Annotated in this window: 17 protein-coding genes and 1 riboswitch; of the genes, 10 read left to right on the top strand and 7 right to left on the bottom strand. The window is 64.6% G+C overall.

The window, feature by feature from the left end; translation table 11 throughout:
- Positions 1–179 precede the first annotated feature (179 nt).
- From ACVMIM_RS01555 to serA, 4 genes are all read left to right on the top strand, one after another.
- On the top strand, positions 180–1,019 hold the full coding sequence (locus ACVMIM_RS01555; protein WP_476109981.1) for an outer membrane protein: 840 nt from the start codon (positions 180–182) through the stop codon (positions 1,017–1,019).
- A 202-nt stretch (positions 1,020–1,221) separates the two neighbouring features.
- Positions 1,222–1,995, top strand: coding sequence for an outer membrane protein (locus ACVMIM_RS01550; RefSeq protein WP_476109980.1), 774 nt, complete (start codon positions 1,222–1,224; stop codon positions 1,993–1,995).
- Between the two features lie 194 nt (positions 1,996–2,189).
- Entirely contained in the window at positions 2,190–3,365 is a 1,176-nt protein-coding gene (locus ACVMIM_RS01545) for a phosphoserine transaminase (RefSeq protein ID WP_476109978.1), read from the top strand.
- 64 nt (positions 3,366–3,429) lie between these two features.
- Positions 3,430–5,031, top strand: coding sequence for a phosphoglycerate dehydrogenase (gene serA, locus ACVMIM_RS01540; protein WP_476109977.1), 1,602 nt, complete (start codon positions 3,430–3,432; stop codon positions 5,029–5,031).
- A gap of 105 nt (positions 5,032–5,136) precedes the next feature.
- On the opposite strand, the gene ACVMIM_RS01535 is transcribed toward serA, so the two are convergent.
- The gene (locus ACVMIM_RS01535; protein ID WP_476109975.1) at positions 5,137–6,036 is read right to left on the bottom strand and encodes a DMT family transporter; all 900 of its coding nucleotides are present in this window, start codon (positions 6,034–6,036) and stop codon (positions 5,137–5,139) included.
- A 325-nt stretch (positions 6,037–6,361) separates the two neighbouring features.
- Here ACVMIM_RS01535 and ACVMIM_RS01530 point away from each other — a divergent pair, with 325 nt between their 5' ends.
- Together ACVMIM_RS01530 and ACVMIM_RS01525 are read left to right on the top strand one after the other, a co-directional pair.
- Complete coding sequence (locus ACVMIM_RS01530) at positions 6,362–7,660, top strand: adenylosuccinate synthase (protein WP_140752732.1); 1,299 nt, start codon at positions 6,362–6,364, stop codon at positions 7,658–7,660.
- Between the two features lie 69 nt (positions 7,661–7,729).
- Positions 7,730–9,511, top strand: a complete 1,782-nt coding sequence (locus tag ACVMIM_RS01525; protein ID WP_476109973.1) for a hypothetical protein — start codon at positions 7,730–7,732, stop codon at positions 9,509–9,511.
- On the opposite strand, the gene ACVMIM_RS01520 is transcribed toward ACVMIM_RS01525, so the two are convergent.
- The 5 genes from ACVMIM_RS01520 to ACVMIM_RS01500 all read right to left on the bottom strand — a co-directional run bounded on the left by ACVMIM_RS01520 (position 9,432) and on the right by ACVMIM_RS01500 (position 12,600).
- A complete protein-coding gene (locus ACVMIM_RS01520; RefSeq protein ID WP_476117061.1) occupies positions 9,432–9,656 on the bottom strand; it encodes a hypothetical protein in 225 nt (74 codons plus the stop codon). The genes ACVMIM_RS01525 and ACVMIM_RS01520 overlap by 80 nt on opposite strands.
- A 65-nt stretch (positions 9,657–9,721) precedes the next feature.
- Positions 9,722–9,835 (bottom strand): CcdB family protein, encoded by a 114-nt coding sequence (locus tag ACVMIM_RS01515; protein ID WP_476109972.1) that lies wholly within the window; start codon positions 9,833–9,835, stop codon positions 9,722–9,724.
- The gene (locus ACVMIM_RS01510) at positions 9,835–10,077 is read right to left on the bottom strand and encodes a type II toxin-antitoxin system CcdA family antitoxin (protein ID WP_476109970.1); all 243 of its coding nucleotides are present in this window, start codon (positions 10,075–10,077) and stop codon (positions 9,835–9,837) included. Before ACVMIM_RS01510 ends, ACVMIM_RS01515 begins: the two co-directional genes overlap by 1 nt.
- 62 nt (positions 10,078–10,139) lie before the next feature.
- Positions 10,140–11,954 (bottom strand): ABC-F family ATP-binding cassette domain-containing protein, encoded by a 1,815-nt coding sequence (locus ACVMIM_RS01505; RefSeq protein WP_476109968.1) that lies wholly within the window; start codon positions 11,952–11,954, stop codon positions 10,140–10,142.
- A 1-nt stretch (position 11,955) separates the two neighbouring features.
- The gene (locus tag ACVMIM_RS01500; protein WP_476109967.1) at positions 11,956–12,600 is read right to left on the bottom strand and encodes a thiamine diphosphokinase; all 645 of its coding nucleotides are present in this window, start codon (positions 12,598–12,600) and stop codon (positions 11,956–11,958) included.
- Between the two features lie 135 nt (positions 12,601–12,735).
- Positions 12,736–12,841, top strand: a riboswitch (TPP riboswitch).
- A gap of 52 nt (positions 12,842–12,893) precedes the next feature.
- Between ACVMIM_RS01500 and thiB the strand changes: the two genes are divergently transcribed.
- The 4 genes from thiB to ACVMIM_RS01480 all read left to right on the top strand — a co-directional run bounded on the left by thiB (position 12,894) and on the right by ACVMIM_RS01480 (position 18,159).
- Positions 12,894–13,895: a thiamine ABC transporter substrate binding subunit gene (thiB, locus tag ACVMIM_RS01495; RefSeq protein WP_476117059.1), complete on the top strand. Its 1,002-nt coding sequence runs from the start codon at positions 12,894–12,896 to the stop codon at positions 13,893–13,895.
- A 243-nt stretch (positions 13,896–14,138) separates the two neighbouring features.
- Positions 14,139–15,752 carry a thiamine/thiamine pyrophosphate ABC transporter permease gene (thiP, locus tag ACVMIM_RS01490; RefSeq protein ID WP_476109966.1) on the top strand — a complete coding sequence of 538 codons (1,614 nt, stop codon included), beginning with the start codon at positions 14,139–14,141 and terminating at the stop codon, positions 15,750–15,752.
- Positions 15,752–16,540, top strand: coding sequence for a thiamine ABC transporter ATP-binding protein (gene thiQ / locus ACVMIM_RS01485; RefSeq protein ID WP_476109964.1), 789 nt, complete (start codon positions 15,752–15,754; stop codon positions 16,538–16,540). The genes thiP and thiQ overlap by 1 nt, the downstream gene beginning before the upstream one ends.
- Positions 16,541–16,689: 149 nt before the next feature.
- Positions 16,690–18,159 (top strand): M48 family metalloprotease, encoded by a 1,470-nt coding sequence (locus ACVMIM_RS01480; protein ID WP_476109962.1) that lies wholly within the window; start codon positions 16,690–16,692, stop codon positions 18,157–18,159.
- A 68-nt stretch (positions 18,160–18,227) separates the two neighbouring features.
- On the opposite strand, the gene ACVMIM_RS01475 is transcribed toward ACVMIM_RS01480, so the two are convergent.
- The gene (locus tag ACVMIM_RS01475) at positions 18,228–20,246 is read right to left on the bottom strand and encodes a caspase family protein (RefSeq protein ID WP_476109960.1); all 2,019 of its coding nucleotides are present in this window, start codon (positions 20,244–20,246) and stop codon (positions 18,228–18,230) included.
- Between the last annotated feature and the right edge of the window lie 133 nt (positions 20,247–20,379).

The following is a 20,379-nucleotide window of genomic DNA, read 5'->3' as shown; positions in this document are numbered from 1 at the left end:
GCCAGGCGGGCTTTTTCGTGCCGAGTGGGCCGTTCGGACAACGGTGTTCTCCCTAAAATTGTATCGATTCGTGGTTAATCGGTACGGTTAAACGGCTTTTAACCTTTGCAATTCATTATCCACACCCGAGGCAACCATCTTCGGGCGTCGTCGTCCCGAGGCTTCCTAGGGGTGACAGCATGTTCAATATAAAGAGAATGGCAGTGCTTGCCGCGCTGTTCGCGGGGCTAGCCGGCCCGGCGCTGGCGGCCGATCTTCCGCAGCCGATCGAAGAGGCTCCGCCGCCGGTCGTCGAAGCGCAGCCTGTCGATGTCGGCGGATGGTACATCCGCGGCGACATCGATTATCACTGGTCGCGCTTCGGTGGCGCGGATTACATTACCTATGGTGCTGCGCCTCAGACCCAAGGCAGCTTCGCCACCGGCTCCCTGAAGGGGGCCTTGTCAGCGGGCGCTGGCATCGGCTACCAAGTGAACCAGTATTTCCGCACCGATCTCACCGCGGACTGGATGAGCAAGTCGAACTTCCGCGGCTCGACCGTCGGCTTCTGCGGCGGCGGCGTGCCCTGTACTTCCGTCGACACCTCCTCCTATTCGGCGCTGCTGCTTCTGGCCAACGCCTATGTCGATATCGGCACCTGGCATGGTATCACGCCCTATGTTGGCGCCGGCATCGGCGGTGCCTGGGTCAAGTGGGATACGCTTCATAACAGCGATCTCGACGGCGACTTCTTCCATCGCGGCGGCAAGGGCTGGCGCTTTGCCTATGCTCTCATGGCCGGTGCCTCCTACTGCCTGACCGACCGCGTCAAGCTGGACGTCGGCTACCGCTACAGTCACATCAATGGCGGCAAGATGTTCGAATACGCCTCGGACAGCAATGTCGGCCCCGGCTACGACCGTGGCATCAACGTGCATGAAGTGCGCGGCGGTCTCCGCTACCAGTTCGGCGGTCAGTCGGACTGCGCTCCGCCGCCGGAGCCTTATGTGCCGGGACCGGAACCGATCTACACCAAGTAGTCGCTTCCCAGATCCTCGAATTCAAAGCCGCCCGGCGCCAGCCGGGCGGCTTTTCGTTTGTGCGACGCCGGTAAATATCGATCGAAATCAATTCGGTAACTGGCTGTTATCCTTAACCGGCACTTAACCACTATGGTTAACAATAGGATCTTGAAACGGCGCCCGTGTTCGTGATTGGCGCCAATTTCAGGAGCCGGGGACCATGATATCCAGATCGCGTATCGCGTCAGCGCTTGCCGCAATCATCCTGCTGCCGATGACGCCGGCGCTGGCGGCGGACTACGATCCGCCGATCTATGTCGACCAGGCGCCGGACTACCAGCCGGTCGAGGTCGGTTCGGGCTGGTACCTGCGCGGCGATGTCTCCTATCTGGCGCAGAAGAGCTTCAAAAATGGGGATTTCACCTTCCCGTCGACGATTGCCAGCGAAAGCTTTGGCGAGAGCGAGGACGCGTATTTCGCGAGCATCGGCTTCGGATATCATTTCAACGATTACCTCCGCGCCGATCTCAACCTCGGCTACCTGCCCGGCAACAAAGCCAGCTTCAGCTATGATGACACAGCGACCGCGACGCCGTCGGCCGTGGGGTTCGGAAACCTGAAGAACTATGCGATCTCGGGCATACTCAACGGATATGTCGATCTTGGCACGTATGTAGGCATCACGCCTTATGTTGGCGCCGGCATCGGTGTTGTTCACAGCACGCGCAAGCTTTCGGCCAGTTACACCGATATCAATGACTCCGCCAATAGCTTCGCCGTCGAGGATAATAAATCTCGGTACTCTCTCGCCTATACGTTGAATGCTGGCCTTGCCTACCAGGTATCCAAGAACGTGCTGATTGACCTCGGATACCAATATTTCTCCGCCCCCAATGCGGAATATGTTACCGCCGAAAGTCTAACCTCCTTCCCTGTCCACAAAGGCATCAGCAATCATCAGGTCAAGCTCGGGCTGCGCTACGATCTCTGGTAGCCACGCCCGTGAAGAGGTTCCGACGGCGGGTCCTGAACCGCCCGCCGTTTTCCTTTCGGATCGAGCACCAGTCGAGCCGAATATCCCGTCAGCGACAAAAACTTTGCTCTTGACGCCGAAGCCTCGAGCGCATATCGCCGTCCGTGGGCCACCCCTCCCCAACGAGGGGCTACTATCTGGAAGGATAGACCACGATGACGACACCTACCAAGCCCGGACTCCGTCCGGCAAATCCCAATTTCTCTTCGGGTCCCTGCGCTAAGCGTCCCGGCTGGTCGGCCGAGGCGCTGAAAGCCGCCGCCCTCGGGCGCTCGCACCGCGCCAAGATCGGCAAGGCCAAGCTCGAACAGGCAATCGAGCTGACGCGCGAAATCCTCAAGGTTCCCGCGAATTATCGCATCGGCATCGTGCCGGCGTCGGACACGGGCGCGGTCGAGATGGCGCTGTGGTCGCTGCTCGGCGAGCGCGGCGTCGACATGGTCGCCTGGGAAAGCTTCGGTTCCGGCTGGGTGACCGATGTGGTCAAGCAACTCAAGCTTGCCGATGTGCGCCAGTTCGAGGCCGGCTATGGCCAGCTGCCCGACCTGACGCAGATCGATTTCGACCGTGACGTGGTCTTCACCTGGAACGGCACGACCTCGGGCGTGCGCGTGCCGAACGGCGATTTCATTCCCACGCACCGTAAAGGTTTGACCATCTGCGACGCCACCTCGGCGGCATTCGCGCAAAGGCTCGACTTCGACAAGCTCGATGTCGTCACCTTCTCCTGGCAGAAGGTGCTGGGCGGCGAGGGCGCGCATGGCATGCTTATCCTGTCGCCCCGCGCCGTCGAGCGGCTGGAGACCTACAAGCCGGCCTGGCCGCTGCCGAAGATCTTTCGCCTCACCTCGGGCGGCAAGCTGATCGAGGGCATCTTCAAGGGCGAGACCATCAACACGCCGTCTATGCTGTGCGTGGAGGATTATCTCGACGCGCTCCACTGGGCGAAGTCGATCGGCGGTCTGGAAGCGCTGATAGCCCGGGCCGACGCCAATGCCGCGGTGCTCGACCGGTTCGTGGAAAGGTCACCCTGGCTCGGCCATCTCGCCGTCGATCCGGTGACGCGGTCCAACACGTCCGTGTGCCTTTCCTTCACCGACACGCAAGTGGCGGCGCTCGACGCCGCCGGCCAGGCGGCCTTCGCCAAAGGGATCGTGTCTTTGCTCGACAAGGAAGGCGTCGCTTACGACATCGGCTCTTATCGCGATGCCCCGCCCGGCCTGCGCATCTGGTGCGGCGCAACCGTCGAGACCTCCGATCTCGAAGCGCTGCTGCCCTGGCTCGACTGGGCCTTCGCCATGCAGAAGGCGTCGCTCAAAGCAGCGGCCTGAGTTCCGTGGCGGCCCGCAGGCCGCCATTTCCCGACACAGTCCATTTCCAGTCAAGGAGGCCGCAATGGCGCCCCGCGTTCTCGTTTCGGATAAACTTTCAACCACCGCCGTGCAGATCTTCAAGGATCGCGGCATCGAGGTCGACTATCTGCCCGATCTCGGCAAGGACAAGGAAAAGCTGCTCGAAGTGATCGGCCAGTATGACGGCCTCGCCATCCGCTCGGCGACCAAGGTTACCGAGAAGCTGATCAATGCCGCCGGCAGGCTGAAGGTCGTCGGCCGCGCCGGCATCGGTGTCGACAATGTCGATATCCCCGCCGCCAGCCGCAGGGGTATCATCGTGATGAACACGCCCTTCGGCAATTCGATCACCACGGCGGAGCATGCCGTCGCCATGATCTTCGCCCTAGCGCGCCAGATCCCAGAGGCCAATGCCTCGACGCACGCGGGAAAATGGGAAAAGAACCGCTTCATGGGCATCGAGATCACCGGCAAGACGCTGGGCGTGATCGGCTGCGGCAATATCGGCTCGATCGTCGCCGCGCGCGGCATTGGCCTGAAGATGCATGTGATCGCCTTCGACCCGTTCCTGTCGGACAGCCGCGCCGAGGAACTCGGCGTCGAGAAAGTCGAGCTCGACGAGCTGTTCGCCCGCGCCGACTTCATCACCTTGCACACGCCGCTGACCGACAAGACGCGCAACATCATCGACGCGGCTGCGATCGCCAAGATGAAGAACGGCGTGCGCATCATCAATTGCGCCCGCGGCGGATTGGTCGTCGAGGCCGACCTGGTTGCCGCGCTGAAGAGCGGCAAGGTGGCCGGCGCGGGCATCGACGTCTTCGAGGTAGAACCGGCGGAGAACAACCCGCTGTTCGGAATGGAGAATGTCGTGGCAACCCCGCATCTCGGCGCCTCGACAACGGAAGCGCAGGAGAATGTCGCGCTGCAAGTCGCCGAGCAGATGAGCGATTACCTGATCAAGGGCGCGGTCTCCAATGCCATCAACATGCCCTCGATCACCGCCGAGGAGGCGCCACGGCTGAAACCCTTCGTCAAGCTTGCCGAAGTGCTCGGCGCCTTTGTCGGCCAAGTCACCGAGGATCCGATCAAGGAGGTCGAGATCCTGTTCGACGGCTCGACCGCGACGATGAACACGCGCGCGCTGGTGAGCGCTGCCCTTGCCGGCCTCATCCGGCCGCAGGTCTCCGACGTCAACATGGTGTCGGCGCCCATCATGGTGAAGGAGCGCGGCATCATCGTCGCAGAGGTCAAGCGTGACAAGTCAGGCGTGTTCGACGGCTATATCAAGCTCACCGTCAAGACCGAGCACATGACGCGCTCGATTGCCGGCACCTGCTTCTCCGACGGCAAGCCGCGCTTCATCCAGATCAAGGGCATCAATCTCGACGCAGAGGTCGGCCAGCACATGCTCTACACGACCAATGCCGACGCGCCCGGCATCATCGGGCTGCTCGGCACGGTGTGCGGCGAGAACGGCGTCAACATCGCCAACTTCCAGCTCGGCCGCAACCGGCCCGGCGGCGATGCGATCGCGCTGCTTTATCTCGATGCGCCGTTCCCGGAAAAAGTGTTGGAGCAGGTGCGGGCGCACAAGTCGATCGATTCGGCGAAGCGGCTTCGCTTCGACGTCGGCGGCGAATAAACCCATCCTCCATCGCCCAACATGAAAACGCCCCGCTTGCAGCAGCAGGCGGGGCGGTGCTGTCATAGCCGCCATCCGATGGCTGCTTGGCGCATGATCGAGACGTCATCCTGTCTGCAGCGCTGCTCTGCTGCCGCTGTATTCGGCCAGCGCGATGCCGCCGAGGACAAGCGCCAACGCGAGGGCCTGATAGGGCTGAAACCGCTCGCCGACGATCAGCACCGAAAGCAGCGTGCCGAAGATCGGCACAAGGTTGATGAACAGGCCGGCGCGGTTGGCGCCGATCAATTCGTTACCCTTGATGTAGAGAACCTGGGAGACCACCGAAGCGCCGAGCGCCGTGTAGAGCGTCAGCGCCCATCCATACGCGTCCGGCATGACGGCGCGGCCGGCCATGATCTCCCAGACGAAGAAGGGCACGGATGTCAGCAGCGCGGCGATCGACAGCGCCAGCATGAAACTTTGCCAGCGGATTGCCGGCTTGAGGCGCAGCCCCACCGAATAGAGGCTATAGCAAAGCACGGCGACAAGCATGATGGCGTCGCCGAAGTTGAGATCGAGCTTCAGCAACTGGCCGAGGTCGCCATGGCTGGCGGTCAGTGCGACGCCGACGATGGTGAGCACGACGCCGACGATCTGCAGGGGCCGCACCCGCAGCCTGAACAGCAGGAAATTGGCAAGGATGATGACGATCGGGATGGCTGCCTGCTCGATCGAGACGTTGATGGCGGTCGTGTAGTTGAGCGCGGTGTAGAAGATGACGTTGAAGATGGTGAAGCCGCAAGCGCCGAGGCCGGCAAGCAGCTTCCAGTGTCTGCGCGCTTCGGGCCAATCCTCGCGCAGTGTGCGCCATCCGACGGGAAGCAGGATCAGCACGGCCATGACCCAGCGCAGGAACACCAGCGTCATCGGCGAGACATGGCCGACGGCAAGCTTGCCCGCCACTGAATTGCCGCCCCACAAGAGCATGGTCGACAGAAGGAACAGATAGGCGGCTCGGTGCATGGAGAATCCGGCCCAGCAGGATATTCGGGCGTTCAGACCGACCTAGAGTGCCGGCGGCGGCAAGTAAATGATGCGAAAGGCGGAATTTGTTGTGCCTGGGCCCAGGTAGACGTCACGCCGGTGGCGTCATTTTGGTCCAACTCCTGGCTGGAGCATGGTCGCTTCCGAAAGCCGGCACCCGCTTTTGCGTTCGCCGACCTTCGGTTCGGGGATCATGCTCCAAGGATGGTTTCGGCGGCAAAGAAAGGGTCGCGCCGGCCGGCGCTTGACGCTATAGAGGCCTGTCGTTTCAGGCCGCTCGCGCGGCATTTCAAGGGAAAAGAACATGGCCAATGTGGTGGTCGTCGGCTCGCAGTGGGGCGACGAAGGCAAGGGCAAGATCGTCGACTGGCTGTCGGAACGGGCCGATGTGGTCGTGCGCTTCCAGGGAGGCCACAACGCCGGCCATACGCTGGTCGTCGACGGCAAGGTCTACAAGCTGTCGCTGCTGCCCTCAGGCGTGGTCAGGCAGGGCAAGCTTTCGATCATCGGCAATGGCGTGGTGTTCGATCCGCATGCCTTCGTCGCCGAAGCCAAGAAGCTCAAGGAGCAGGGCGTGGAGGTCACGCCGGAGCGCCTGAAAATAGCCGAAAACACCGCGCTTATCCTGTCGCTGCACCGTGAGCTGGACGGATTCCGCGAAGATGCCGCCTCGAATTCCGGAACCAAGATTGGCACGACCCGCCGCGGCATCGGCCCCGCCTACGAGGACAAGGTGGGCCGGCGTGCGGTGCGGGTGATGGATTTGGCGGATTTGGAAACGCTTCCCTTGAAGGTCGACAGGCTGTTGACGCACCACAACGCGCTTCGCCGCGGGCTCGGCCATCCGGAGGCGACGCATGAGGCGATCATGCAGGAGCTGACTTCCGTGGCCGCCGAGATCCTGCCTTACATGGACCGCGTCTGGAAAGTGCTCGACGACAAGCGCCGCGCCGGCGAGCGCATCCTGTTCGAAGGCGCGCAGGGCACGCTGCTCGACATCGACCACGGCACCTATCCCTTCGTCACCTCGTCCAATACGGTCGCGGGGCAAGCTGCCGCCGGTTCCGGCGTCGGCCCCGGCGTCATCGGCTACGTGCTCGGCATCACCAAGGCCTATACGACGCGCGTCGGCGAGGGACCGTTCCCGACCGAGCAGAAGAACGAGATCGGCGAGTTCCTCGGCACACGCGGCCACGAGTTCGGCGTCGTCACTGGACGCAAGCGCCGCTGCGGCTGGTTCGATGCCGTGCTGGTACGCCAGGCCGTCGCCGTCAACGGCATCAAGGGCATCGCGCTCACCAAGCTCGACGTGCTCGACGGGCTGGACGAGATCAAGGTCTGCACCGGCTACAGGCTCGACGGCGAGACGATCGACTACCTGCCGGCCAGCCAGGGCGCGCAAGCGCGGGTCGAGCCCATCTACGAGACGCTCGAAGGCTGGAAGGGAACCACGGCCGGCGCCAGAAGCTGGAACGATCTGCCGGCGCAAGCCGTCAAATATGTCCGCCATATCGAGGAACTGATCGGCGCGCCGGTGGCGCTGCTCTCCACCAGCCCCGAGCGGGACGACACAATACTTGTGACAGACCCGTTTCAAGACTAGTTTCACAGCCCTTCCCGGCGCTATGGCTGATTTGCGGCCGGCGGGAAAAGAATGCAGGTCACCTGACGCATGGCAGATTTCGTTAGTATTCTGAAAAAGCAGCTCGATAAGAAGGTGGATCCTTCGTTCGAGGTGCGCAAGCAGATATACGACGGTGCCCGCACGGTGCTGGCGAAGAAGCTGGCGGAGTATTCTCCGCCGCTTGCGCCCGATGTCGTCGGCAAGCAAAAACGTTCCCTGGAAGATGCCATCTCCAGCGTCGAGCGCGACTATGTCAAACGCGTTCCGGCCGAGGATCCGCTGGCGGAGCTGGAGCATATCTTCTCCTCCATCGACCGCAACAGGAACCAGCCGAACCATGCCCGCCAGCCGGCGCCGGCGCCTGCATCCGGGCCTGCGCCTGCCAAGCCGGATCCGTTCAAATCCGAACCATTGAAGCCGGCGGCTCCGCCCGCCAGGACGGAACCGAGCTGGCAAAGCGCGCCGAAGGCGGAGCCCGCGCCGCAAGGCTCTGCGAAGGCCGAACCTGCCTGGCAGAACACGGCAAAGACCGAGCCAAGCTGGCAGGCCGCGCCGAAGGCGGAGCCTGCCTGGCAGAATGCGGCGCCACCGATGCCGTCGCCGCGCGAAGACGATGTGGGCCTGGCGGACGATGCCGACGATGGCGACGTCTTTGCCAATGACGAGCAGCCGGCGGCCGACACCTTCCAGCGCCTGCGGCCACAGCCGCAGGAGCGCAAGCGCGGCTATGGCGGCTTGATCGCCGCCGTCATCGCGCTGCTGGTGCTGGCGGGCGCCGGTTACGGCATATGGCTGAACAAGAATGCGTTCGGCTCGCTCTTCGGCCTTGGCGGCGGCAGCAAGACGGTCTCGACCGAGCCGCTTGCGAAGCCGGCTCCGGCCAAGCCGGCCGCCGAGACGGCCGCGGCGCCGGCCCCCTCCGGCGCCAGCGAGCCTGCCGGGACGACCAAGTTCACGCAGCGCCTGACGCCCGATGGCAAGGAAACCGACCCCGGTCCCGCCGGCGGACAGGCCACGATCGGAGAAGGCGAATCCGTCGCGGCGCTGACGTCGCGGCCGCCGGCCGCGCCGGCAACGGCGCCGGCGACGACCCCGCCTGCTGCGGCAACGCAAACGCCTGGGGCGCCCGCCGGGGGAACCACGCCGGCTGCGCCGGCGGCCGGCGCAGCCAATCAGACGCCGCCCGCGGCAGGAGCCACGCCGCCCGCGGCTGGAGCAACGCCGCCGGCCGCAGGCACGACGCCGCCCGCGCCTGCGACGGCCGAAGCGACCGTGCCGGTCGGGCAGAAGGCGATCTTCTATGAGGAGCGCACCAGCACCCAGCAGGGCACTGCCGAGCCCGGCAGCATCGTCTGGTCGCTGGTGCAGGAATCGCCAGGCGGCGACCTGCCTCCGGAACCGGCGATCCGCGCCGAAGCGACGATCCCGGGCAAGAATATCCAGCTGCGCATGACGATCCGGCGCAACACCGACCAGACGCTGCCGGCCAGCCACATCATCGAGATGATCTTCCTGACGCCGGAAGGGTTTGACGGCGGCGGCGTCGACAACATCCTGCGCATCGCCATGAAGAGTTCGGAGCAGGACGCCGGCAGCCCGCTGATCGGCATCCCGGCCAAGATCGCCGACGGCTTCTTCCTCGTCGCGCTCAACGATACCAAGGCCGACGAGGACGCCAATCTGACCCTGCTCAGGGGCCAGGACTGGATCGACGTGCCGGTGGTCTACAAGACCGGACGCCGCGCGCTGCTCACCATGGAAAAGGGCATCCCGGGCGAGAAGGTGTTTGACGAGGCGCTGAAGGCCTGGGCGGCGAAAACGTCGGGGTGAGGTGAGGCAGTTTAAGCCGCCGCCGCTCAGAAGCCCTGAAACAGCATGTCGAGCGCAGCGCGATCTCGTCGTGGTGGCTTATGAGATTGGTTCGATTTTCACCGAGTTCGGTCGCAGCCACTGTCGCGATCAGGTGAGTCGCCATCACTATCTTCCGCCCGTTGATCTCGAAGACCGGATGCAGCTTGCCCATCGGCGAAGGCGTCTAGGTCAGCGGCAGAGCGGAACGACGACCCTAGTCTTGAATTGGTCGAGCAGGTCGGATTGAACGTCGAGCAAATAGCCGCCTTCGATGCCGCTGGCGAAGACATCATAGCGCGCCATCAGAATTGCCGATGCTCGGCGAGCGGGATGCCATGCTTGTCGATATAGTCGTTCCAAGCGTCCATCGTCGCGCGGTTTTCAAGCTTCCATAGCCGCGTCTTCTCGGCAGCGGCCGCTTCCGCTATCCCCGCCTCCGCCGCGCGCGATACGTTCACGTTGAGTCGCTTGGCTTCCGCCATGAGCTGAGAATCGATCGACAGATTAGCCGGTTGGCGGACCGCGTTCGCTGCTATCTTGCGCATGACGGCGTCCTCATTATGCACATATCTTATGCGCACGTGCCGCCTTTGCAACGAAGACGTTACTACCCCTCCATCTCCTCCCGCAGCATCTCCAGTTCCAGCCACTCTTCCTCGAGCGCGGCGAGCGTCGTGCGCTCCTTGTCGAGCGCGGCGATGGTCTTCTGGAAGGAGACCGGGTCTCGCTCGTAGAAGGACGGGTCGGCGATGTTGTTCTCCAGCCGCGAAATCGAGGCTGTCACCGCCTCGATCTTCTTGGGCAGGGAATCCAGCGCGAATTTCTGCTTGAACGAGAGCTTTTTCGCGGGAGCCTTCGGCGCTGCCTGTTCGGCCTTCGGCGCGGCCTCGGCGGCCTCGGCCTTCGGCCTCGCCTTGCGATCTTCCAGTCTGGAACCGCCGCGCTGCGCCAGCATGTCGGAATAGCCGCCGGCATATTCGATCCAGCGGCCGTTGCCCTCCGGCGCGATCACGCTGGTGACGGTACGGTCGAGAAAGTCGCGGTCGTGGCTGACCAGGATCACGGTTCCGGCAAAGCCCGCGACCAGCTCCTGCAGCAGCTCCAGCGTCTCCATGTCGAGATCGTTGGTCGGCTCGTCGAGCACCAGCAAATTCGCCGGCCGCGCCAGCACGCGCGCCAGCAGCAGCCGCGCGCGTTCGCCGCCGGAAAGCTCGCGCACCGGCGTGCGCGCCTGCTCCGGCTTGAACAGGAAGTCCTTCATATAGGAGACGACGTGGCGCTGTTCGCCATTGACGAGCAGGTTCTCGCCGCGGCCGTCGGTCAGGTAATGCGCCAGCGTCTCCTGCGGGTCGACGGCCTCGCGTTTCTGGTCGAGCGTCGCGATCTCCAGATTGACACCGAGCCGCACGGTGCCTGCATCCGGCGCCAACTCGCCGGTCAGCATTTTCAACAATGTCGTCTTGCCGGCGCCGTTGGGGCCGACCAGGCCGACGCGGTCGCCGCGCTGGATGCGGGTCGAGAAGCCCTTGACCACGGTGAGATCGCCAAAACTCTTGTCGATACCCTTGGCCTCGATCACCAGCTTGCCGGATTCGACGGCGTCGCTTGCCACCATGGTGGCGGTGCCCTCGGCACCGCGATGGCTGCGGAAACGCTGGCGCATGGCCTGCAATTCGCCGAGGCGGCGCATGTTGCGCTTGCGCCTGGCGGTCACGCCATAGCGCAGCCAATGCTCCTCGCGCACGATCTGGCGGCCGAGCTTGTGCTGTTCGCGCTCTTCTTCTTCCAGCACCTGGTCGCGCCATTCCTCGAAATGGGCGAAGCCCTTGTCCAGCCGCCGCGTCTGGCCGCGATCGAGCCAGACCGTGGCGCGCGAGACGCGCTCGAGAAAGCGGCGGTCGTGCGAGATCAGGATCACCGCCGACGAGGTGCGGGCAAGCTCTTCTTCCAGCCACTCAATCACCGAAAGATCGAGATGATTGGTCGGCTCGTCGAGCAAAAGGATGTCGGGCTCGGGCGCCATGACGCGGGCAAGAGCGGCGCGCCGCGCCTCGCCGCCGGAAAGGTCGTTCGGTCGTTCCTCACCGGTGAGGCCGAGATGTTCCATCAGATAGCTGGCGCGATGCGGATCGTCGGCCGGGCCGAGACCTGCCTCGACATAGGCGCGCACGCTGGCGAAGCCGTCCATGTCCGGCATCTGCGGCAGATAGCGGACCGTGGCCGAGGGCTGACGGAAGACCTCGCCGTCCTGCGGCTCGATCATCCCGGCGGCGATCTTGAGCAGCGTCGACTTGCCCGAGCCGTTGCGGCCGACCAGCGCGATCTTCTCGCCGGCGGATGCGCTGAGCGCCGCGCCGTCGAGCAGCGGCGTGCCGCCGAAGGTCAATTTAATGCCATCGAGATTGAGGAGTGGCGGCGCCATATCAGCTTTCTGGAAGAGGATAGGGGCGGGCCAGCAGCAGCGCCCGGCCGCGCTCCAGCGCGATTCCAAGCTGCCCTTTGACCTCGTTTGATATAGTGAGCGAGGAGCCGAACGCCACCTCGACGCGGTCGAGCGGCCATTTGGCGCCGGTGACCGTCAGCCCGGCGAGCTCGGAGAAGCCGAGCACCGAAAACAAGGTGCCGTCAGCATAGTCGAAACCGGCACTGCCGGGCAAAACCGGAACGCCTTCCTGCGCGCCGCTCGTCAGCAGCACGGTGGTGCCCGCCTCGGCCAGCCGCATGGCGAGCGCCAGATGCAGGAAGGCGTGGTCGGCGCGCTTGCCGCCGAAGGCTCCGGCCAACAGGAGGCTGGTCGCGCCGCGCTGAAGCGCTTCCGCTATGGCGAGCTCTCCGTCGGTCATGTCCTTTTCGGTCGGGAAGATCTTTCGCGGAACGGCGGCCAGATCTACGGGCAGGTTCGCCGGCACCGAGTCGAAATCGCCGACCCAGAGTTCCGGCACTAGGCCAAGCATGCGGGCATGGCCGATGCCGGCATCGGCGGCGATGACGCGCGAATCCTCGATCTGGCGTTCGAGCCGGGGCGTGCGAATGAGCTCGCCGCCAAGCAGAATGGTGAATGTGCCCATGGGCGTCGCCCTTACCAGCCCACCGGGCGAAACGGAAGTCGGATGCAGTGCGCTTCGGCCCGCGTCCTGCCTCAGAACATTAGCTGCCCGGCAAACTTCCGCTTGCGCGGCGCTTCGGCCGCGCTTATCTCTCGAAGCGCTCTAACGGGGTGCCGGACGTGATCCGGCTGAGAGGCAATCGAGCCAACCCGCTGAACCTGATCCGGTTTGTACCGGCGGAGGGATTAGACGTTTCGGACCATCCGGCGCCTCAATTCCTTGTCACTCTAACGAAGGAGGCGCCGATGCGCGCAATGCTGTCCAATCTCATTGTTGCAACCGGTCTTTTATCGCTCCTGGCCGGCGTCGCGCCTGCCCAGGCAAAGGACAAGCTCACCGTTTACACCTATGAGAGCTTCACCGCCGATTGGGGTCCGGGACCGGCGGTGAAGAAGGAATTCGAGGCCGAATGCGGCTGCGATCTCCAATTCGTCTCGGTGGCCGACGGAGTGGCGCTCCTCAACCGCGTCAAGCTGGAGGGCGCCGGCACCAAGGCCGATATCGTGCTTGGCCTCGACACCAATCTCACCGCCGATGCCAAGGCGAGCGGCCTGTTCGCGCCGCATGGCGAAGTCTCGGGCATCAATGTGCCGGGCGGCTGGAGCGACGACACTTTCGTGCCTTTCGACTATGGCTATTTCGCCGTGGTCTATGACACGCAGAAGCTGAAGACGCCGCCGAAGAGCCTGAAGGATCTGGTCGAGGGTGCCGGAACCGACAAGATCGTCATCCAGGATCCGCGCACCTCGACGCCCGGCCTCGGCCTGCTCCTGTGGGTGAAGTCTGTCTATGGCGACAAGGCGCCGGAAGCCTGGGCCAAGCTCAAGTCGAAAGTCCTGACGGTGACACCCGGCTGGAGCGAGGCCTATGGCCTGTTCACCAAGGGCGAGGCGCCGATGGTACTCTCCTACACCACCTCGCCGGCCTACCACATGGTGGCTGAGAACACCGAGCGCTATCAGGCGGCCTCTTTCGAGGAGGGCGAATACCTGCAGATCGAGGTTGCCGGCATCACGACGACCGGCGCGAAGAACCCGCTGGCACAGAAGTTTATCGCCTTCATGACCGGGCCGAAGTTCCAGGACGTCATTCCGGAGACCAACTGGATGTTCCCGGCCGGAAAGACCGACAAGCCGCTCAACCCGGCCTTCGACAAACTGGTGAAGCCGACCAAGACCCTGTTGTTCAGCCCACAGGAAGTCGCGGCCAACCGCAAGGCCTGGGTGGATGAGTGGCTGGCGGTGATGAGCAAGTAGCTGGTCTTGGTTATTATCCTTCCAAGATGATTGCTCTACGGCGCCCCCCTCTGTCCTGCCGGACATCTCCCCCTCAAGGGGGGAGATCAGCTGTCATCTCGACTTTCGCCATTCTCCAACGCCGCAGGACTGAGCGGGGTGCCAAAGCTGCCAATCTCTCCCCTAGAGGGGGAGATATCCGGCAGAACAGAGGGGGGCGCGAAGGAACGCGGCGTTCGCTAGGTCGAACCCAAATGGTGCTGCGTGCGGCCGCGCGCTGACTCCCGCGTCACCGCCGGCGTCTTCGCCCTTGCGGCCATCGCGCTGCTCATCGGCGGTGCCTTCGCCGGCCTTGCCGTCGAAGGCGCGCATGATCTTTCCGGTGCTGCCGCCGCTTTCGACGGCTACCTCCTGCGCGTCGCCCGCTTCACGCTGTGGCAGGCGGCTCTCTCGACGCTGCTGTCGGTCGCGCCGGCGCTGTTGGTGGCGCGCGCTTTATCGAGGCATCCAAGCTTCCCCGGCCGCGCCCTGATCCTGCAATTGTTCACCTTGCCGCTGGCGTTGCCGGCGATTGTCGCCGCGCTCGGCATCTTGGCGCTCTACGGTCGGGCCGGATATTTTGCCGGCGTCTTCGCCGGGCTTGGCGGCGGCGAATGGCCGGGGATCTACGGCCTCTCCGGCATCCTGGTCGCGCATGTCTTCTTCAACCTGCCACTGGCGACGCGCCTCTTCCTCGAGGCGCTGGGCACCGTTCCCGCCGACCAGTGGCGACTGGCGAGCCAGCTCGGCATGGGCGCCCGGCCAGCCTTCCGGCTGATCGAATGGCCGGTGCTGCGCGCCGCCTTGCCGGGAATTGCGGGGCTGGTCTTCATGCTCTGCATCACCTCCTTCACCATCGTGCTGACGCTGGGTGGCGGTCCGGCCGCGACGACGCTGGAGGTCGCCATCTACCAGGCGCTGCGCTTCGATTTCGATCCCGCGCGCGCCGTGGTGCTGACGCTGCTGCAGATCGCGCTCACCTTCATCGTGGTCGTCGCACTCACACGGCTCGGCGCCAACACGGTCGGCGACGCCAATCTGCCGGTGGCGCCGCGCCGCTACATCTCGGCAAGCCGCATGGAGATCGTGCTGAATGCCGGCCTCATCACGCTTGGCCTGCTGTTTGTCGCCGGACCGATGCTGGCGACGGTGTTTTCAGGCCTGGAGGCCAACCTCGGCCGGCTGGCGGGTGAAGAGGCGGTGCGTCGCGCGACGCTCACCAGCGCGGGCCTTGCCTTGCTTGCGGCGCTGCTCAGCGTGACGCTGTCGCTGGCGTTGATTGCGGCGCGGCGCGCGCTGGCCCTGCGGCGCCGCTCGGGGAGCACCATGTCGCTGCTCGAACATGCCGCCGACACGGGCGCCGGCTTCGTGCTTGTCGTGCCGCCGATCGTGCTTGGCGCCGGCTGGTTCCTGACGCTCCGCAACCTCACCGATGTCTTCGCCGTCGCGCCGGTCATGGTCGTCGCCGTCAACGCGGTGATGGCGATGCCCTTCGCCATCCGTGCCATCCGCCCGGCCTATGACGCGGCGAGCGAGCGCCATGAGCGGCTTTGCCTGGCGCTCGGCATATCCGGATGGACCCGGCTCAGCCTGATCGACTGGCCGTCATTGAGGCGGCCCTTGGCGATCGGCTTTGCATTCGCCATGGCGCTGTCGCTCGGCGATCTCGGCGTGATCGCGCTGTTCGGCAGCGATTCCGTGCAGACCTTGCCCTATCTGCTTTTGGCGCGCATGGGCAGCTATCGGACCGCCGACGCCGCGGGACTTGCCTTGCTGCTCGGCCTGGTCTGCCTGATGCTGGTGGTCGCCGCCGACCGGCTGGGGCGGGAAGGAAAGTGATGACGACGACCATCGACGGCACAGCGGCGAAAAAGGGCCTAACGGTCGCGCTGGATGGCGTCTCGTTCAGCTATGGCGAGTCTTCCTTCCGCTTCGATGCCGAATTCGCGGCCGGCAGGATCACCGCCATCATGGGGCCGAGCGGTTCCGGCAAGTCGACGCTGCTCAATCTGATAGCCGGCTTCGAAACGCCCGATACAGGCAAGGTGCTGATCGGCGGCATCGATGTCGGCAACCTGAGCCCTTCGGCGCGACCGGTGTCGATGGTGTTCCAGGAAAACAATTTGTTCGCGCATCTTTCCGTCGAAGCCAATGTCGGGCTCGGCCGCTCGCCGTCGCTGAGGCTCGGCGACGCCGACCGCATTGCCGTCGCCGAGGCGCTGGCGCGTGTCGGCCTGACGGGTAAGGAAAAGCGGCTGCCGCGCGAGCTCTCCGGCGGCGAGCGGCAGCGCGTGGCGCTGGCGAGGGTGCTGCTGCGCGACCGGCCGGTACTGCTGCTCGACGAGCCTTTCGCATCGCTCGGCCCGGCGCTGCGCGAGGACATGCTCGACCTTGTCGCCGGCATCCATGCCGAGCGCGAAATGACGGTGCTGTTCGTCACGCATCAGCCGGAAGATGCGCGCCGCATCGGCGAGGACGTGGCATTTCTCGATGAAGGCACGATCGCGGCGGCCGGGCCGGCCGACGATTTCTTCGATCGGTCTGGACCGGATGCCTTCAGGCGCTATATCGGCGATCGAGGCGGCACCGTTGCCGGAACACAACATATTGCCCGGAAGCGGACATAATTTGCGGCCAAACCGGCAATGGGTGATTTGGCGTTTGCTTGCCTTGTCCGGGGGAGTGTGGCTAGGTCCGGCCATGCTGGTCCGGGTGGTGATTTGCCGAAAGATTTCGAAAGGAAGCCGATCTGTCGACCGGCACTGAGAAAGTGTGGATGAGGCCACTGGCACGGTTTTTCGCGCTGGCAAGCGTTGCCGTGGCGCTGGCCAGCTGCCAGATGTTCACGCCGCCGGACGTGCAGGAGAGCGGCTTCCAGCCCTCCGACAAGCCGATCACCGTCGACAATGTCGTCGCCAACGCCAAGCTCGCCGAAATGGCGAAGGCGCAGCATCCCCGGATTCTCGCCACCTATGGCGGCGAATATTCCGATCCGAAGCTGGAACGCATGGTGGCCAAGGTCGTCGGTAACCTGACGGTGGTGTCGGCCAACCCGACCCAGACCTATCGCATCACCATCCTCAATTCGCCCAACGTCAACGCCTTCGCGCTGCCGGGCGGCTATCTCTATGTGACGCGCGGGTTGCTGGCGCTGGCCAACGACTCCTCCGAGCTTGCCGCCGTCATCGCGCATGAGATGGGCCACGTCACCGCCAATCATGGACTGCAGCGGCAGCAGCTCGAGGCCGAGGAAGGCCTGGCCACCAAGGTGGTTTCCGACGTTCTGGGCGACAGCCCGACCGCCAAGGCGGCGCTGATCCGCGGCAAGCTCAGGCTTGCGCAATTCTCGCGCAATCAGGAACTGCAGGCCGACGCCATCGGCATCAAGTCGATCGGCGAGGCGGGCTACGATCCTTACGCCGCCGGCCGCTTCCTGCAGTCGATGTCGGCCTATACGGATTTCCGCTCCGTCAGCGGCGCCACCGACGCCAGCCTCGACTTCCTGGCGACGCACCCCAACACGCCGCAGCGTATCGAGCTGGCGCAGCGCCTTGCGCGCAATTTCGGCCCGCCCGGCGTCGGCACGCGTGATCGCGACGCATTCCTGGCCGGCATAGACGGCCTGCTTTACGGCGACACGCCGGAAGAAGGCTATGTGCGCGGCCAGACCTTCATGCACCCCAATCTCGGCGTATCCTTCACCGTGCCGGACGGTTTCGTCATCGACAATTCGGCGGCCGCGGTCACCGCGACCGGGCCTGGCGACATCGCCATCCGCTTCGACGGGGTGGCGATCGACAAGTCGGTCTCGCTCACCGATTACATCCGCAGCGGCTGGGTGGCGGGGCTCGAAGACGCCAGCGTGCGCCAGGAGACGATTAACGGCAACGACGCGGCGATAGCGCATGCCAGTGCCCAAGGCTGGCAGTTCGACATCGCGGTGATCCGCGCCGGCGGGCAGGTCTACAGGCTGCTGACAGCGGCGCCCTCTGCCAGCGCGTCGCTGGATCCGGTCGCGCGCTCGGTCAGCGGCTCCTTCCGCGTGCTGAGCCCGGCCGAGAAGGCGGCGCTGAAGCCGCTGCATATCCGGGTCGTCACCGTGCAGCCCGGCCAGACCATGGGCTCGCTCGCGGCCCAGATGGTCGGCGTCGACCGCAAGCTCGACCTGTTCCGCGTGCTCAACGCCATGTCGCCGGGCGCCAGCGTATCGGCCGGCGACAAGGTCAAGATCGTCACCGACAAGTAGGGACTCGCGAGTTCAGCCCGACCGGGCGCCGCCGGCTTGACCAATCGCCCGGTCGGGGGCCGTTGTCGTCACAAGCCGTCGCTACCGGTGCTGCCACCCTCACTTTGGCTACCACCGGTAGTGCCACCACCGGTGCCGCCACCCTCACTTTGGCCACCTCCGGTAGTGCCGCCGCCCGTACTGCCGCCGGCGCCACTGCCACTCCAGGGTGGCCTCCCGGTTTCCGTTGGCACCGGCTTGATCCCAGGTTTTTCCGGAACTGTCGGTGTGACGGGCTTCGGTTTCGACACGGGCACGCGGATCACCTTTATCTTCGTGATGACCTTCGGGGGTTTGCACGCTATGACCACGGGGGTGCTTCGCGCGGGAAGGCCCAGGATGCCCATCGAATACACGTTTTGCCGCTCCATGCCCGCCTTCAGGAAAGCCAGGGCACGGGCCGGGTCGGCGGGCACGCCGTTGCGGCCTTCGTTGAAGATCACCGCAAGCTCCTTCATCGCATCGATGTGTCCCATCGCCGCTGCCTGGAGCAGCAGGTCCAGTCCCTTGCCGGTGTCGCGCTCGACGCCGAGGCCGTTGAACAAAGCGCGGCCCCAGGCAGCCATGGCGTAGGGGTCTCCCTTGTCGGCCGCCTTCGAATAGAGGTCGCCTGCCTTCGGTGTGTCGGCGGCCGTCCCCATTCCGGACGAGGCGATGGAGCCGAGCGCGAACAGGGCGCGGATATGACCCTTGTCCGCGGCCTCCTGGATCGCCTGCCTGGCTTCGTCGATCCTGCCCGCCGCCAGCAGCGCCCGCCCCAACTCGTAACGGAAGCGCGCAATGTCGGGATAGGATTTCGCCGCCGCCTCGCAGGCGTCCACCGCTCCGCCGCCGATCTCGTTCGGCAGTCTGCCCGGGACGACGCCCTGCAGGTCGAGCGGCTCGCCGGCGGCCTGGTCGCAAGGATCGACATTCGGCGACAGTTTCACCGTCGCCTGTTTCGCGGCGTTGCCCACGCGGATCTGGAAGCCGATGTCGACGGGAGCGGTCGAGCCGATCTGCGGCTCGTAGCGCAGATTGCCAACCTCGCCTGCCCTCAGCCTCGATTGCGGCGACAGCACGCGATCCGGCAGGGACAGTGTTCCGGTCGCCGGATAACTCGCAAGCTTGAGGCTGACCCCGGCATCATTGGCCGGGAAATCCAGCTTCAACGGAACCGGGCCGACGCCGAGCGGGACGCGGATGTCACGATTGTCTATCGCTTCGGCGGCGGCGATTTCGATCCCGCGCTCCGCCGCCTGCTGGTCTTGCCCGAGGTCAGGCGGCGGCGCGGGTTGCTCCGTCCCGCGCATCACCACGACGTCATCGGTCAACGAGGAACTCTCCCACGGAACCTGCTTGCCGTTGGTCGCCTTGACCACATCGCGGCGTACCGCCGCCATGACCGAGCGTATCTCCTGGTTCGGCGCCAGCGCGCGGCGGGAGAAGGATGATGAAAACGGACTGAGATCGCCGGAGCCGTCATAGGCGACCGCCCCTGGCTCGGTGGCAAAGGCAATCAGCGTGTTCTGCGAGCCTGTCACCTGCGCAAGTCCGCTGTCGCCGGCGCCGATCAACTGGTCGCGCAGCCAATAGTCCTTGCGCGGGAAAGGATTGTTGCGGCAGGCGTCGAGGATGATCATCTGGATCTTCGATCTCGAGCGCAGCTGCCGCAATATGTCATCGACCTTGATGGCCTGGACTTCCATGTCGGCCGCGTCTTTCAGCGACGCGTCGACCGGGATCAGGAAATTCTCGCCGCCGATCTGAAAGCCGTGGCCGGAATAGTAGACGACCGCAAGATCGGCGCCGTCGGCCGCCGCGAGATAGTTGCGGAACTTCTCTTCGAACTGAAGCCTGGTGAGGTCCTTGGCGGCGAAGACCTCGAAGCCGGCCAGCCGGAATGTCTTCGACACGTCCTCGGCATCCTTGTCCGGGTTCTTGAGGGCCGGGATTTCGCGGTATTGCGAATTGCCGATCACGAGGGCCACCCTTTGATCGGCATGCGCCTCGAACGTCGTGAGACCCACGAGGATCAAGGCAGCAAGGAGCGCGCAGCATCGCAGCATGGCAAATCCTCCATATCTGTCTGGAGGCTTCAAAGATGCCAGTTGCGACGCAATGGTCTGTTAAGGACCTCACAATCCAGAAGTCCGGATGAGGGAAAATTGCCCCGGTGGCGATATTTTTCTTATTTAGTCA

This window comes from Mesorhizobium sp. USDA 4413, from assembly GCF_056280365.1.
This window is presented reverse-complemented; position numbering and strand designations above follow the sequence as displayed.